Here is a 15587-nt window from a genome sequence, read left to right on the forward strand (position 1 = left end):
CTAGGACCCGATCAGCTCGGACACCCGTACGAAGCGGAACCCCCGCGCCCGCAGCTGCGGCACCACCGTGCGTACCACCCGCTCCGTCGTCGGCGCGGCACTGCGCGTGCAGTGCATCACCACGACCGATCCCGGCCGCACCCCCTCCAGCACCTGCCGGGACACTGCCTCCGCGTCCGTCGCGAACGCGTCCCCGCTCACCACGTCCCACTGCACGGCCGTCACCCCGGCCGGGGTCAGGGCCTTCAGCGCCCGCCGGTCGTAGCACCCGCCGGGAAAACGGAAGTACGGCCTCGCGTCCGGCACCCCGGCTCTGCGGAAGGCCGCGTACGCCCGCTCCACGTCCGCCCGCATCCGGTCGCCGGGGACCGTCGGCAGCCCGTAGCAGTCGGCGGTGAAGGCGTAGTGGCTGTAGGAGTGGTTGGCGACCTCGAACAGCGGATCGCGCCCGAGGGAACGGGCCTGGTCCGGGTACTCCTCGGCCCACCGCCCGGTCATGAACACGGTGGCGGGCACTCGCAGGGCCCGCAGCGCGGCGATCAGCCCGGGGTTGTCGAAGTGCTCGCCGGCCGCCGCCCGGGGCCCCTGGTCCGCGGTCATGTCGGCGTCGAAGGTGAGCGCCACCGTCCTGCCGCGGTCCCGGGCGCCGTTCTTGAAGACGGGGGTCAGCCCGCCGGGGCCGGGGGCGAGCGTGGGGGGCGCGGAGGTCGCGGCGGGGGCCGGTCGGGCCACCCGCGCGGCCTCGTGGGGAGCGGAGGCGCAGGCCGTGAGGGCGGCGCCGAGGACACAGGCGGCGGTGACGCGCCGGACAAGGGTGATCACCATAGGAAAATATGGTGAAAAGCCCTATTTCCCGCTCACCCCCGCCGTCACGTCACCCGCTCAGATGTCCCGCTGCTCCAACGGCTTGGTCGCCGGACCCTGGATCACCTTGCCGTCCGTGTCGAAGCGCGAGCCGTGGCACGGGCACTCCCAGGCGTCCTCGGCCCCGTTGAAGGAGACCAGACAGCCCAGGTGGGTGCAGCGGGGGGAGACGGCGTGCAGGTTGCCGTCGTCGTCGCGGTAGACCGCGAGGCGGTCGCCGTTCACCCGGACCACGGCGCCCTCACCCGGCGGGAGCGACTCCAGCGGGGGCGCCGGACGCAGCCGGTCGCCGACGAAGTGACGGGCCACCTGGGCCTGCGTCTTGAGGAAGGCCGGCGCCTCGCGGACCTGCGAACGCAGTCGGCGCGGGTCGTACAGCTCGCTCCACGAGCACTGCTCACCGGTGATCTGGGCCGCGAGCAGCCGGCCGGCCATGATGCCGCCGCTCATGCCCCAGCCCCCGAAGCCGGTGGCGACATAGGTGTGCCGGGCGCCCGGGTGCAGCGGGCCGACCATCGGCACGGTGTCGGTGGGGTCGTTGTCCTGGGTCGCCCAGGCATGGCTGAGCTCCACGCCGGGGAACTGCCGAGCGGCCCACGCCGAGAGGTCGTCGAACCGGGCCCGGGTGTCGCCCGTGCCGGGGGTGAAGTGCTCGCCGGTGACGATGAGCAGGCGCCGGTCGGCGTCCCAGGGTGCCGTGCGGACCGAACGGGTGCCCTCGTCCGGTGTGATGTACATGCCGTCCGGATCCCGCTCCCGGTCGATCGTCCCGGCGACGACCAGCTCGCGGCGCGGCGAGAGCCGGGTGAACAGCAGGGCCCGGTCGAAGATCGGGTAGTGGGTGGCGACCACGACGTCCCGGGCCGTCACCGTGGCCCGCGTGTCCGTCGACAGCCGGCACGGCTCGCCCTCGTCGAGCCCGAGGACGGCGGTGTGCTCGTGGACGGCCGCCCCCGAGGCGACCAGGTCCTCGGCCAGGGCCAGCAGGTACTTGCGCGGATGGAACTGCGCCTGCCCGGTCACCCGGACCGCGCCCGCCACCGGGAAAGGCAACCCGGTCTCCGTCACGAACGACGCCGACAGCCCCGCCTCCCGGGCGGCCTCCGCCTCGGCCTTCAGCTCCTCGACCCGGCTCTCGTCACGGACGTAGGTGTAGGCGCTGCGCTGCTCCCAGTCGCAGTCGACGCCCAGCTCGTCCGCGATCTCGGCGGCCCGCTCGATCGCCTCGCACTGCGAGCGGGCGTACAGCCGGGCGCCCTCGGGGCCGCGGGTGCGGCGCAGCTTGTCGTAGATCAGTGTGTGCAGGGCGGTCAGCTTGGCGGTGGTGTGCCCGGTGACGCCGGCGGCCACCTGTCCGGCCTCCAGGACCGCCACCCGCCGTCCGGCCCGCGTCAGCTCCCACGCCGTGCTCAGCCCGGCGATGCCGGCGCCGATGACGGCCACGTCGACGTCGAGGTCCTCGGTCAGCGGCGGCCGGGGTCCGCCGGGTGCCGTCTCCAGCCAGTACGAGCCCTTGACATGCCGGTTCTCGGTCATGGACCCCGAGTACCCCGGGATCACTGTTCCAGCAGCCGCCTGCGGGCCTGCGCCACGTCGAAGTCCGCCTCCGGGTAGCGCGGGTCCAGCTCCGACAGGTGTTCCAGCAGGAGCCGACTCACCGCCCAGTTCCGGTACCACTTGCGGTCCGCGGGGATCAGGTACCAGGGCGCGTGCGGGGTCGAGCAGCGCTCCAGGGCCGTCTCGTACGCCTGCTGGTAGACGGGCCACAGAGCGCGGTCGTCGATGTCCGCGACGTCGAACTTCCAGCGCTTGTCCGGCCGGTCGAGCCGCTTGAGCAGACGGTCGCGCTGTTCGCCGTAGGAGATGTGCAGGAAGCACTTGACCACGGTGACGCCGTCGTCGGCGAGCGACTTCTCGAAGCGTTTGATCGCGTCGTAGCGGCGCTCGATCTCGGCGGGCGGGGCCAGCGAGCGGACGCGGGCCACGAGGACGTCCTCGTAGTGCGAGCGGTCGAAGATGCCCAGTTCACCGGCGTGTGGGAGGGCCTTCTTGATGCGCCAGAGGAAGGGGTGCCCCTGTTCCTTCGGCGTGGGTGCCTTGAAGGCCCGGACCCGGCAGCCGGACGGGTTGAACAGGCCGATGACGTGCTTGACCGTGCCGCCCTTGCCGCTGGTGTCCATGCCCTGCAGCACCAGCAGGACCCGGCGCCGGTCACCCGCGGTGCTCGCCGCCCACAGGCGTTCCTGCAGGTCGGCAAGCGGGGCGGCCAGCTCGGTCAGGGCGGCCAGGCCCGCCTGCTTGTCCCGGGGGCCGGCCGGTGTCTCCCGCGCGTCGTGGGCGGCCAGGTCCACCGGCCTGCCGCCCGGTACGCGCAGCAGCTCACGCAGGCACAGGTCGCCCCCGGTCTTCTTCGCCGCGCGGGTCTTCGAGCCCTTCTTCGACATGGGGCGTCCTTTCCGGTCCGGGCCCGGTCCCTCGATCCTGCTCCGGGGGACCGGGGGCGCGCCGGCCGTCGTGGAGGGCGGCTACCTGCGCCAGGGTCCCGTCACCGCGAAGGTCGTCCCGGGCGTGTAGCAGTTGACGTACATCGTCTGCCCGTCAGGGGAGAAGGTGACGCCGGCGAACTCGCCCCACTCCGGAGCCTCGGGCGTGCCGATGTTCTGCCGGCCGCGGGCCATCGCGTACACCTCGCCGTGCCGTGTCACCCCGAAGACGTGCTGGGCGCCGTTGCCGTCCTCGCACACCATCAGGCCGCCGCTCGGGGCCAGGCAGATGTTGTCCGGGGACTCGCCGGGCAGCTGCACGTCGGTGTCCGGGCCGAAGACGATCACCAGGGTGAGCCGGCGGGCCGAGGGGTCGTAGCGCCAGATCTGCCCGAAGTGGTCGGCGGCCGAACCGTCGGCGCTGCGCGCGAACGACGAGACGAAGTAGACGGACTTCCCGCCCCAGTAGCAGCCCTCCAGCTTCTGGGCGTGCGTGATGCCCTTCGGCCCGAAGTCCTGGAGCCGGACGGGGGTTTCCCTGGCCAGCGGGTCCGGTACGTCGACCCACTCGATGCCCTCGAAGCAGGCACCGGTCTCCTGGATCACGGACAGGTCCGGTACGCCGGGCACCCGCATCGCCTGGAGCCGGCCCCCGGCGCGCAGCGAACCGAGGCCGCCCTCGGGCCGGTTGGGCAGGAAGCGGTAGAAGAGGCCGAAGGGCTTGAGGAAGGCGTCCTCGGTCTCGTAGACGATGCCGCGCTTCGGGTCGATCGCGATGGCCTCGTGCTGGAAGCGGCCCATCGCGGTCAGCGGGACCGCGCCACTTCTGTGCGGGTCCGTCGGATCGACCTCGAAGATGAAGCCGTGGTCCTTGGTGTAGCCGTTGGTGCCGGCCTTGTCCTCGGTCTCCTCGCAGGTCAGCCAGGTGCCCCAAGAGGTGGGCCCGCCCGCGCAGTTGACGGCGGTGCCGGCGATGGCGACCCGCTCCGACAGCACGTCGTTGCGGGAGTCCAGCGTGAGGGCCGTACAGCCGCCCTTGCCCGCCGGGTCGTAGGTCAGACCCGCGACCGTGGGGACGGCGATGGCCGCGGTGGGGCGGTTCTCGTGGTTGCGCACCAGGTGGACGCGACCGTGTCTGCCGGGCAGTGCGGTCATGCCGTCGTGGTTGGAGGGGACCCGGCCCTCGCCGGAGCGGAGCTGGTCGCCCTCGCGGGAGAGGACCTTGTAGCGGAAGCCCTTGGGCAGGTCCAGCAGGCCGTTGGGGTCCGGGACGAGGGGGCCGTAGCCGGTGTGGCCGAGGGACTGGGCGGCGGCGGTGCCGGCGAAGAGTTCGGAGAGGGCGCCGGTGAAGGCGATGCCCACGCCCAGGGCGCCGCTGCGGGCCAGGACCTGACGTCGTGTTGCGGACATGGCGAAGCAGCCTTCCTGCTGGCGGACAGGACTGTGACGTCGCTGTGTCTATCACCTGGGTCGGCCCGCGGGAACCACGCGCGTAGCGTGTCACGGCCCGTCAGGTCCCGGTCGGGTGCTCCTGCGCCCGCTCCAGGAAACGCAGCAGCTCCACCGGGAAGGGCAGGACGAGCGTCGAGTTCTTCTCGGCGGCGACCGCCACGACGGTCTGCAGCAGCCGGAGTTGGAGCGCGGCCGGCTGTTCGGACATCTCCTTGGCGGCCTCCGCGAGCTTCTTGGAGGCCTGGAGTTCGGCGTCGGCGTTGATGACCCGGGCCCGCCGCTCACGGTCGGCCTCGGCCTGGCGGGCCATCGACCGCTTCATCGTGTCCGGCAGCGACACGTCCTTGATCTCGACGCGGTCCACCTGCACGCCCCAGCCGACGGCCGGGCTGTCGATCATCAGCTCCAGGCCCTCGTTGAGTTTCTCGCGGTTGGACAGCAGGTCGTCCAGCTCGCTCTTGCCGATGATCGAGCGCAGCGAGGTCTGGGCCATCTGGGAGACGGCGAACTTGTAGTCCTCGACCTTGACCAGGGCGCTCGCCGCGTCGACGACCCGGAAGTAGACCACCGCGTCCACGCGCACCGTCACGTTGTCCCGGGTGATGCCCTCCTGGGCCGGCACCGGCAGCGTGACGATCTGCATGTTCACCTTGTGCAGCCGGTCCACGAACGGCACGATCGCCGTGAACCCGGGCTCGCGCACCTCGCCCGCGAGGCGTCCGAGACGGAACACCACCCCGCGCTCGTACTGCTTGACGACCCGGGCCGCCGCCGCGAGGTAGACGGTCCCGGCGGCCGCGGTCGCCACGGCCGCCGTCAACAGTTCCTGGAGCATTCCGACCTCCTCGTCCAGAGGTCCTTATGTCTGCTCCTGTAACGATATGCCTGGTGCCCGGTCCGGGGCCACGAGCGGCCCCGGACCGGGTGGGGAGTGTTACGGGGCGGTGGCCTTCACTGGCTCCGGCCTGGTGACCCGCACGGGTTCCGTGCCGACCGCGCTGTGCCGCTCGGCCCAGTTCTCCAGGGCCGTACGGCAGGCGTGGTCCAGGTGGTGCAGACCGGAGAGGTCCAGCTCCACGGGACGGTCCTGGGGCAGCGACTCCAGGCTGTCGAGGATCTTCGGCAGCCTGAGGAAGGTCGCGTTGCCCGACAGGTGGGCCTGGATGGGGCCCGCGCCCTTGTCGACGATCTCCAGCTTGAGGTGCGAGGCCTCCCAGGCGGTCTTGACGACCGACAGGGCCAGACCGATCAGGACGCCCTCGAACATGTTCACCGCGACGATCGAGACGGCCGTGGCCACCAGGATCAGTGCCTCACCGCGGTGGCCGCGCCACAGCGACACGATCTCCCGGAAGGGGATCAGCTTGAAGCCCGCGTGGACCAGGATGCCGGCGAGCGCGGGCAGCGGGATCAGCGCCAGCGTCGAGGGCAGCAGGGCCGCGAACAGCAGCAGCCACACGCCGTGCATGACCCGGGACGCCTTGGTCCTGGCGCCCGCCTGGACGTTGGCGGAGCTGCGCACGATGACCGCGGTCATGGGCAGGGCGCCGAGCGCGCCGCACACCGTGTTGCCCACGCCCTGGGCCATGAGTTCCTTGTCGTACTCGGTGCGCGGACCGTCGTGCAGCCGGTCCACGGCCGCTGCGCTGAACAGGCTCTCGGCGGAGGCGATCAGGGTGAACGCGATGATCGTGCCGAAGATGGCGGGGTCGGCCAGTTCGCCGAAGGCGTCCATGCCGGGCGGCTGGACGGAGGCCAGCAGGCCGTTCACCTCGACGGTGGCGACCGACAGGCCGAACACCTGGGTGACCAGGGTGGCCAGCAGGACCGCGGCGAGCGCGCCCGGCACGGTCTGCGCCTTCTTCGGGAGCTTCTTCCACAGCAACAGCACCGCGACGGTGCCCGCGCCGACGGCGAGCGAGGCGAGCGCCGTGCTGCTGCCGAGCGCGTCGACGACGGCGCCGGGCAGCCCGAGGATCTTGTCGAGTCCGGAGGCGGGGGCCTTGAGACCGGCCGCCGAGTAGAGCTGGCCCGCGATGATCACGAGGCCGATACCGGCCAGCATGCCCTCGACGACCGAGACGGATATCGCCCGGAACCAGCGCCCCAGTTTCAGGGCGCCCATGGCGAGCTGGATCAGGCCGGCGGCCAGCACGATGACGCCGAGGGCCGGCAGCCCGAACTCGGTCACTGCCTCGAAGACGAGAACGGTCAGACCGGCCGCGGGCCCGGAGACCTGGAGGCTGCTGCCCCGCATCAGACCGGTGACGATGCCGCCGACTATGCCGGTGACGAGACCGAGTTCGGCCGGGACGCCGGAGGCGACGGCCACGCCCACGCAGAGCGGGAGCGCGACCAGGAAGACGACCAGGGAGGCGGCGAAGTCCTGCCGCAGGTGAGGGTATTTGGTCATCATCCCGATCACAGACCCTCGAACGCGTCGGTCTCGGTGCGGTGGACGCGCACCGCGCCCGTGTGCACCTCGTAGTACCAGGCGTGCAGGGTCAGTTGGTCCTCCGCCAGCTTCTTGTCGATGAACGGGTAGGACCGCAGGCGCAGCACCTGGGCCAGGACGTGGTTCTGCACGCCCTCGGCGACTTCCGGGTCCTCGGTCGTGCCGGACGGGCGCGGGGTGGCGTGGTTGAGCCAGTCCCGCACGGCCGGGACGGCGTCCAGGTCGTCGCCGCGGACCAGGGCGCCGACGGCGCCGCAGTGCGAGTGCCCGCAGACCACGATGTCGCGGACGCCCAGCACCTCCACGGCGTACTCGATGGTGGCCGCCTCGCTGGTGGGGTGCTCGGAGGCGTAGGGGGGAACGATGTTGCCCGCGGTGCGCAGCTCGAAGAGCTCGCCCGGGCGGGCGCCCGTGATCAGGGCCGGGACGACCCTGGAATCCGAGCAGGTGATGAACAGGACCTGGGGGGACTGGCCTTCGGCCAGCTTGGCGAACTCCTCAGGGCGCTGTCCGAACGTACGGGCGTTGTCGATGAGGGGCTGCATGTGGTGACTCCTCCTGGCGCGCCGTGGGGGCGCGTCGGGCTTACCAGGCGCGCCGAGGGGCGCGTCGGTTGACATGACAGTGGGGGTACAGAGGTGGGGGACTGCTCTGCTGTCAGCAGCGGAAGACTTGAAGTGCCGCCGGAGCGTGGGCTGTCGAGGGTCTCGACAGGGGGAACTCGCCTGCTGCCACCCGCTCGGGCGCGGCCGCCGGCTCCTCTGCCGACAGGGGGCGCTCCGGCCCCTGAGGGGCGAAGTCGACGGCGCGGTGCCGGTCGCGGGTGCGCAGGGGACCGGTCGGGTCCCCCGTGTGGTTGCAGTGGCGTTTGCCGGAGGCCTCAGCGCGTGACGCCTTGCCGGAGAGCTTGGTTTCGCTCGGAGCTTTGGCCTCAACCTGACGGCCTGTGTGCGCGGTTGCGAATCCCCCGGAGAGTGCGAAGAACGGGAGCGCCAGAAGGACGGCGGCGACGACCGCTACCACGGTCCGTGCCGTCGCACCTCGGAACATGCGCCCCCCTCTCGGCAGTTCACACTTCTAGTCCAGACCAACCATTGGCCAATCATTGGTCAACGACTGGTCAAGAAACACCTTAGCCCGGCAAAGTTGTTTGCTGGGTTAACTTAGCGTTTCCGGCTGAAGAGAGGCTGAAGCCCGCGGGGTCGCTGACGCGAAGTGGCCCTTGACGTGCGAGCTCTGTGTGATTAAGCGACGAGGCCCTTGGCGTCGCGCGCCAGCGCGGTCAGCCGGGATATCGCGCGGAAGTACTTCTTGCGGTAGCCGCCGTTCAGCATCTCCTCGCTGAACAGCCGGTCGAAGGGCAGCCCGGAGGCCAGCACCGGTATCTCGCGGTCGTAGAGGCGGTCCGCGAGCACCACCAGTCGCAGCGCCGTGGACTGGTCCGGCACCGGCTGCACGTCGGTGAGGCAGACCGCCCTCAGGTCGTCGGTCAGGGCGCCGTAGCGGCTCGGGTGGACCCTGGCGAGATGCGCGAGCAGGCTCGGGAAGTCGTCGAGCGAGGCGCCCTCGGTGGCGTACGCCGCCCTGGTGACCTGCTCGTCGGTGAACGGCGCCGGCGCCTCGGGCAGCCCGCGGTGACGGTAGTCCTCGCCGTCGATGCGCAGCGGGCGGAAGTGCGCCGACAGCCCCTGGATCTCGCGCAGGAAGTCCGCGGCCGCGAACCGGCCCTCGCCGAGCTTGCCCGGCAGGGTGTTGGAGGTGGCGGCGAGCGCCACGCCCGCCTCGACCAGCTTGCCGAGCAGGGTGGAGACCAGGACGGTGTCGCCCGGGTCGTCCAGTTCGAACTCGTCGATGCACAGCAGGCGGTGCCCGGAGAGCGTCTGGACCGTCTTCTGGAAGCCGAGGGCGCCGACCAGGTTGGTCAGCTCGACGAAGGTGCCGAAGGCCTTGAGCGAGGGGGCGGCGGGGGTGGCGTGCCACAGGGAGGCCAGCAGATGGGTCTTGCCGACGCCGTAGCCGCCGTCGAGGTAGACGCCGCGGGGGCCCGCCGGGGTCTTCGGCGCCCTGGCCCTGCCGAACCCGAGGAAGCCGCGCCTGCCGCCGCCGACCGCGTGCGCGCCGCCGAGACCCGCCGCGAAGCCCTCCAGCACCCGGACGGCCTCGGTCTGGCTGGGCTGGTCCGGGTCCGGGATGTACGTGTCGAAACGCACCGAGTCGAACCGAGGCGGCGGCACCATCTCGGCGACCAGCCGGTCCGCGGGGACGTGCGGCTCGCGGTCGCACAGGGAGGGCGGGGCGGTGTCGGTCATCGAACCGGACCCGGACGCGGCGGGGGAAGTAGACACGGTTCACCATGCTAAGGGCCGTGCCACACTGCACGACATGCGACGCCTGTTCCCTGTGACCGACGAGACAGCGATCCGGAGCCCCGACGGGCCCGAGGGCGGGGCCGGCCGTGACTGGAGCCTCGCCGAGCTGGCCGCCGCCTACGCCTACCCCGAGCTCGGGTCCGGCCCCGGGACCCCCGAGGTGTGGCTGCGCGCCAACATGGTCGCCACCCTGGACGGGGCCGCCCAGCACGACGGCCGTTCGCACCCCATCTCCACCGCGACCGACATGCGGATCTTCGGGACGCTGCGGGCGCTCGCGGATGTGGTGATCGCCGGTGCGGAAACGGTCCGGCAGGAGGGGTACCGGCCCGCACGCGCGCGTGAGGAGTTCGCGGCGATGCGGGAGGCGGCCGGACAGGGCCCGGTTCCGGCGATCGCGGTGGTCACCGCGAGCCTGGACCTGGACTTCTCGCTCCCGCTGTACACCTCGCCCCTGGTGCCCACGCTGATCCTCACCGGCGCCGCGGCGGCCCCGGACCGGATCGCCGCGGCCGAGAAGGCGGGCGCGCGGGTGGTGATCGCCGGGGACGGGGTCGGCGTCGATCCCGCGCGGGCCGTACGGGCCCTCGCCGAGCTGGGACACACCCGGCTGCTGACCGAGGGTGGCCCCCGGCTGCTCGGGCAGCTGGTGGCCGCCGGGGTGCTCGACGAGCTCTGTCTGACCGTGTCGCCGATGCTCACCGCGGGTGACGCGCAGCGCATCGCCGGGGGGCCGTCGGTGGCCGTACCGGCGCGGTTCGCACTGGACTCCCTGCTGGAGGAGGACGGGTTCCTCTTCAGCAGGTACCGCAGGCCCTGACCGCCCGGAAGCGGGTTCGATCCGCACCGCTGAGCCCGACATCGGCGGAATCTGTCGTTCCGTTCCGCTTCCGGCGGGCACACTGAATCCGGCAGTACCCGTGGGATCGCGGGGCAGGATGGTTTCCGCAGCGCGTAGAGAAGGGACGCCCGGTGTTCACAAGCGTTTTGATGATCGAGAAGGCCCTGACGTCCGCCGACGTGGAGTTCGTCACCACCTTGCACGGTGACGAGTCGGTCGCGTTCCATGTGCTGCTCCAGCCCCGGGGCGACCAGGCCGACCGGCTGCTGCGGGCCATCGACGACGTGGCGCTGGGCGAGCTGGACGAGGCCGTACGGGAGCGGGAGACGCCTGAGGGCGACGCCGCGAAGGGTGTGGGGGAGCGGGCCCTCGAGGTGTCCCTCCAGGCGCTCAGAGCCTCCGGGAGCGAGGCGGAGGGGCGGCTGATCGAGAACCATCCGCTGGACGCGCTGAAGTCCCTGGTCGACGAGATCGGCGCGGACGAGGTGATCGTCCTGACCGACCCCCACTACGTGGAGGAGTTCTTCCACCGGGACTGGGCGTCCCGGGCCCGTCACAAGGTGGGCGTCCCGGTGCTGAAACTGTTCTCGCACAGCAAGGCATAGGCTGGCCCCCGCATCCGTACCGCACCACTTTGGGGAGACACACGCATGGCACCCGGCCTTCCTACCGCCATGGACCGACCGCACTTCATCGGGATCGGTGGGGCCGGGATGTCGGGGATCGCCAAGATCCTCGCGCAGCGCGGGGCGAAGGTGGCCGGCAGCGACGCCAAGGACTCGGAGACCGCTCAGGCGCTGCGGGCGCTGGGTGCGACCGTGCACATCGGGCACGCGGCCGAGCACCTGGCGGCCGACGCCACCTGTGTGGTCGTGTCGTCGGCGATCCGCTCCGACAACCCCGAACTGGCCCGCGCGGCCGAGCTCGGCATCCCCGTCGTGCACCGCTCCGACGCCCTCGCCTCGCTGATGGACGGCCTGCGGCCGATCGCGGTCGCCGGCACCCACGGCAAGACCACGACCACCTCGATGCTGGCGGTCTCCCTGTCCGAGCTGGGCCTGAAGCCCTCGTACGCGATCGGCGGCGACCTGGACGCCCCCGGCTCCAACGCCCTGCACGGCGAGGGCGAGATCTTCGTCGCCGAGGCGGACGAATCGGACCGCAGCTTCCACAAGTACGCCCCCGAGGTCGCGATCGTCCTCAACGTCGAGCTCGACCACCACGCCAACTACGCCTCGATGGACGAGATCTACGAGTCCTTCGAGACCTTCGTGGACCGCATCACCAAGGGTGGCACGCTGGTCGTCAACGCGGACCACGAAGGGGCACGCGAGCTGACCCGCCGCGTCACGGCGGCGGGCGTGCGCGTGGTGACGTACGGCGACGCCGAGGACGCCGACGTGCGGGTGCTCTCGGTCGTCCCCCAGGGACTGCGGAGCGAGGTCACCGTCGAGCTGGACGGCTCCCCGCTCACCTTCACCGTCTCCGTGCCCGGCCGCCACTACGCGCACAACGCGGTCGCCGCCCTCGCCGCCGGTGCGGCCCTCGGCATCCCCGCCGCCGAGCTCGCCCCCGCCCTGGCCGCGTACACCGGAGTCAAGCGGCGTCTCCAGCTCAAGGGCGAGGCGGCCGGGGTGCAGGTCGTCGACTCCTACGCCCACCACCCCACCGAGATGACCGCGGACCTGGAGGCGATGCGCGCGGCCGCCGGCGACGGCCGCATCCTCGTCGTCTTCCAGCCCCATCTGTTCTCCCGGACGCAGGAGCTCGGCAAGGAGATGGGCGAGGCGCTCGCGCTCGCGGACGGCTCGGTCGTCCTGGACATCTATCCGGCCCGCGAGGACCCGGTCCCCGGGGTGACGAGCGAGCTGATCATCGAGGCGGCGCGGGCCGCGGGCGCGGACGTGACGCCGGTCCACGGCAAGGCGGACGTGCCGGAGGTGGTCGCGGGAATGGCGAAGGCCGGTGATCTCGTTCTCACCATGGGCGCGGGTGACGTGACGGACCTCGGCCCGCTGATCCTGGACCGTCTCGCGAAGTAAAGGGGCTGAGCTTCATGTCGTACGACGTCGAAAAGCCGGACGAGCAGTGGCGTGCGGAGCTGACCCCGGCCGAGTACGCCGTGCTCCGCCAGGCCGGGACGGAACCCGCCTTCACCGGTGAGTACACCAACACCAAGACCACCGGCGTGTACTCCTGTCGCGCCTGCGGCGCCGAACTCTTCACCTCCACCACCAAGTTCGAGTCCCACTGCGGCTGGCCGTCCTTCTACGACCCGAAGGACACCGACGCGGTCGAGCTGATCGAGGACCGCTCGCACGGGATGGTGCGCACGGAGGTGCGCTGCGCCCGCTGCGGCTCCCACCTCGGGCACGTCTTCGAGGGCGAGGGGTATCCGACCCCCACCGACCAGCGGTACTGCATCAACAGCATCTCGCTGCGGCTGACCGCGGACGAGAGCTGACACCGGCACCCCCGGACTGAATGACCGAACCACTGGTCTGTTGACTTTCGGCTGAACGAGCCAGAGGATTCCGGGGGTGACCCACACCGAGCGCCCGTCTGCCCGCACCGCCCTGCCCGTCGACCTCGACGAGGCCGCCCACCGCTGTCTCGTCGCCGGGTTCGAAGGCACCACCGCCGTCCCCGACACCCTGAAGCGGCTCATCGACCGCGGGCTCGGCGGGGTCATCCTGTTCACCCGCAACGTGCGCGACGCGGAACAGGTGCGCCGGCTCACCGACACCCTGCGGGCGCTGCGCCCCGACCTGCTGGTCGCCATCGACAACGAGGGCGGCGGCATCGGGCACCTGGTGGCCGCGGGCGCCCCGGAGGTCCCCGGCTCCTACGCGCTCGGCGTCGTCGACGACCCGGACCTCACCGCCCGCTGCGCCGACGCCCTCGCAGGCCACCTGGCCACGCTCGGGATCACCGCCTCCTACGCCCCCGTCGCCGACGTCCAGCGCCGGGCCGGCAACCCGATCGTGCGCACCCGGGCCTTCGGCGCGGACACCACGCTGGTCTCCCGGCACCTTCGCGCCTGGATCGCGGCCACCGAGGCGCGGGGCGTCGCGTCCTGCGCCAAGCACTTCCCCGGGCACGGCGGCACGCTGACCGACAGCCACCACGAACTCGCCGTCGACCCGCGGCCGTACGAGGAACTCGACCTCGACCCCTTCCGGGCCGCGATCGCCGCCGGCGTGCCGATGCTGATGAGCGCGCACGTCGTCTTCCCGGCCCTGGACGCCAACCGGCCGGCCACGCTCAGCCGGCGCATCCTCGGCGATCTGCTCCGCCACGAGCTGGAGTTCGACGGAGTGCTGGTCAGTGACGCGCTGGAGATGAAGGCGATAGCGGACCGGTACGGGGAGGCCGCGGGCGCGCGGATCGCCCTCGCGGCCGGGGCCGACCAGGTCATCGTCGCCGTGCCCGAACTGCGGGTCACCCTGGAGTGCCGGGACGCCGTGCTGGAGGCGCTGCGGGACGGGGTGCTGGCCGAGGAGCGGGTCCGGGAGGCCGCCGGGCGGGTGCAGCGGCTGGTCGAGCGGTACGCGACGCCCGCCCAGCGGGTCGCCCCGTGGGACGCGGGGGCCGGGCTGGAGGCGGCGCGTCGAGCCGTGCGGGGTGCTCCGGCGGGGGTGCGCGGGGCACACGTCGTGGACCTGTTCCCGGCGCCTCACCCCGCGCTGAACTGGGGCGGGGAGGATCTGCTGACCCAGGTGCTGGCCGTCGACCCGACGGCCACGGGGACGGCGGTGGCCGGGGAGCCCGCCGATGTGGACGCGGTGGTCGAGGAGGTTCTGGCCGAGGCTGGGAGTGCGCCGCTGGTCGTCGCCACGTGTGACGCGGGGCTGTATCCGTGGCAGGGCCGTCTGCGGGAGGCGCTGGTGGCCCGGCGGCCCGTGGCGGTTCAGGTCGCCACGGGGCTGCCGGACGGGGGTGCGGTGTGCTCCTACGGCCGGGGCAGGGTCAACTTGCAGGCGGTGGCCGAAGTGCTGGTGGGGGCGCGGTGATGTCGTCCGCCGGCCGGTGGGGGGCTGGTCCCGCAGTTCCCCGCGCCCCTAGAAGCCCTCACCGATCACCTTCTTGATGCCGCGCGCCGCCAGATGCCCCTCGTCCTCCGCCCGCTCCGCCAGGACCACCGCCGGCCGCACCCCCTGCTGACGCAGCCGCATCCACTCCTCGAAGTACGCCCCGCCGGGGCCCGACACCGACCGGGTGGACGGGGTGCAGTCCAGAACCAGGGCCGTGTCGCGGGGGAGGGCTGTCAGCGGGGTGGCCCGGAGTTCCGCCACCGTCGCCGCCACGGCCTCCGCGATCGGCTTGGGCCGCCCCTGCGCGTCGAACAGTCCGAGCGTGTACTCCAGCTCCGGGAAGTCCGCGAGAGAGCGGTCCACGTCGTGGGAGCACCACCACGTCACGCCCCACAGGTCCGCGCAGCCCGACGCGTTCAGGATCGTCTCGCGGGCGAAGTGCGGGGCGTCGGCGGCCGGGATGTGGGGCTCGGGGGCGCCCGTCTCCTGGACCCAGACCGGGCGGGAGGGGTCCTCGGCGTAGGCCTTGGCGAGTTCCGTGCCGTACTCGGCGAGGTGCAGGACCTGGGGTGAACGAGGGCCGTAGCGGCTCGCGCAGCCGCCGGAGAAGACCCAGGGGTGGACGGTGGTGACGTCGCCCTTGCGGGCCGAGGCCTGCGGGGTGAAGGGGTGGTCGTCGCCGTACCAGGCCGCGTCGTACGCCGAGTGCGTCACCAGACCGCCGCCCGTGCCGAGGCCCTCCCGGGCGGCGGCCAGCAGCGCGTCCAGGTAGCGGTCGATCTCCGCCGCCGTCGCCGGGTTGTGCTCGATCAGGTTGTTGAGCTCGTTGCCCAGCTGGAGGCCGATGAGGTTCGGGCGGCCGGCGAGGGCGCGGCCGAGGGTGCGCAGCAGGTCCGCCTGGGCGGCGACGGCCTCCGGGTCGGTGAAGACGTTGCGGTGGTGCCAGCTGCGGGTCCACTCCGGGTAGAAGTCGAAGCTCGACAGGTGGCCCTGCACGCCGTCCACCAGGACGTCGAGGCCCGCCTCGGCTGCCAGGTCGGCCAGCTGCACGAGCTGGTCCACGGCGGTGGTGCGGATCAGCGTGCGGTT

Annotated in this window: 14 protein-coding genes; 5 read left to right on the plus strand and 9 right to left on the minus strand. The window is 72.1% G+C overall.

Features of this window, described 5'->3' with window-relative positions:
- From M2163_RS35955 to zapE, 8 genes are all read right to left on the minus strand, one after another.
- The gene (locus tag M2163_RS35955; protein WP_280897366.1) at nt 1–822 is read right to left on the minus strand and encodes a polysaccharide deacetylase family protein; all 822 of its coding nucleotides are present in this window, start codon (nt 820–822) and stop codon (nt 1–3) included.
- Between the two features lie 60 nt (nt 823–882).
- Nucleotides 883–2400: an FAD-dependent oxidoreductase gene (locus M2163_RS35960; RefSeq protein WP_280896053.1), complete on the minus strand. Its 1518-nt coding sequence runs from the start codon at nt 2398–2400 to the stop codon at nt 883–885.
- A 20-nt stretch (nt 2401–2420) separates the two neighbouring features.
- Nucleotides 2421–3308: a PPK2 family polyphosphate kinase gene (locus M2163_RS35965; RefSeq protein WP_280896054.1), complete on the minus strand. Its 888-nt coding sequence runs from the start codon at nt 3306–3308 to the stop codon at nt 2421–2423.
- Nucleotides 3309–3389: 81 nt separating this feature from the next.
- Nucleotides 3390–4757: a PhoX family protein gene (locus M2163_RS35970; RefSeq protein ID WP_280896055.1), complete on the minus strand. Its 1368-nt coding sequence runs from the start codon at nt 4755–4757 to the stop codon at nt 3390–3392.
- 100 nt (nt 4758–4857) lie between these two features.
- The gene (locus tag M2163_RS35975) at nt 4858–5634 is read right to left on the minus strand and encodes a slipin family protein (protein WP_280848746.1); all 777 of its coding nucleotides are present in this window, start codon (nt 5632–5634) and stop codon (nt 4858–4860) included.
- A gap of 99 nt (nt 5635–5733) precedes the next feature.
- A complete protein-coding gene (locus tag M2163_RS35980) occupies nt 5734–7215 on the minus strand; it encodes a SulP family inorganic anion transporter (protein WP_280896056.1) in 1482 nt (493 codons plus the stop codon).
- Between the two features lie 5 nt (nt 7216–7220).
- Entirely contained in the window at nt 7221–7799 is a 579-nt protein-coding gene (locus M2163_RS35985) for a carbonic anhydrase (protein ID WP_280848744.1), read from the minus strand.
- A gap of 699 nt (nt 7800–8498) precedes the next feature.
- The gene (zapE, locus tag M2163_RS35995) at nt 8499–9563 is read right to left on the minus strand and encodes a cell division protein ZapE (protein ID WP_280897367.1); all 1065 of its coding nucleotides are present in this window, start codon (nt 9561–9563) and stop codon (nt 8499–8501) included.
- Nucleotides 9564–9636: 73 nt separating this feature from the next.
- On the opposite strand from zapE, the gene M2163_RS36000 reads away from it, so the two are divergent.
- The 5 genes from M2163_RS36000 to M2163_RS36020 all read left to right on the plus strand — a co-directional run bounded on the left by M2163_RS36000 (nt 9637) and on the right by M2163_RS36020 (nt 14477).
- Nucleotides 9637–10443: a pyrimidine reductase family protein gene (locus M2163_RS36000; protein ID WP_280848742.1), complete on the plus strand. Its 807-nt coding sequence runs from the start codon at nt 9637–9639 to the stop codon at nt 10441–10443.
- Nucleotides 10444–10613: 170 nt separating this feature from the next.
- Nucleotides 10614–11069, plus strand: coding sequence for an indole-3-glycerol phosphate synthase (locus M2163_RS36005; protein WP_125194978.1), 456 nt, complete (start codon nt 10614–10616; stop codon nt 11067–11069).
- Nucleotides 11070–11114: 45 nt separating this feature from the next.
- Nucleotides 11115–12506, plus strand: coding sequence for a UDP-N-acetylmuramate--L-alanine ligase (murC, locus tag M2163_RS36010; RefSeq protein WP_280896057.1), 1392 nt, complete (start codon nt 11115–11117; stop codon nt 12504–12506).
- A gap of 14 nt (nt 12507–12520) precedes the next feature.
- Nucleotides 12521–12928 carry a peptide-methionine (R)-S-oxide reductase MsrB gene (msrB, locus tag M2163_RS36015; protein ID WP_280848740.1) on the plus strand — a complete coding sequence of 136 codons (408 nt, stop codon included), beginning with the start codon at nt 12521–12523 and terminating at the stop codon, nt 12926–12928.
- Nucleotides 12929–13004: 76 nt separating this feature from the next.
- Nucleotides 13005–14477 (plus strand): glycoside hydrolase family 3 N-terminal domain-containing protein, encoded by a 1473-nt coding sequence (locus M2163_RS36020; RefSeq protein ID WP_280848739.1) that lies wholly within the window; start codon nt 13005–13007, stop codon nt 14475–14477.
- A 48-nt stretch (nt 14478–14525) separates the two neighbouring features.
- Here the strand turns inward: M2163_RS36020 and M2163_RS36025 are convergent, their stop codons facing one another.
- Nucleotides 14526–15560: a glycosyl hydrolase gene (locus tag M2163_RS36025; protein WP_280896058.1), complete on the minus strand. Its 1035-nt coding sequence runs from the start codon at nt 15558–15560 to the stop codon at nt 14526–14528.
- Nucleotides 15561–15587 lie beyond the last annotated feature (27 nt).

This window comes from Streptomyces sp. SAI-135 (assembly GCF_029893805.1).
GTDB lineage: Bacteria > Actinomycetota > Actinomycetes > Streptomycetales > Streptomycetaceae > Streptomyces.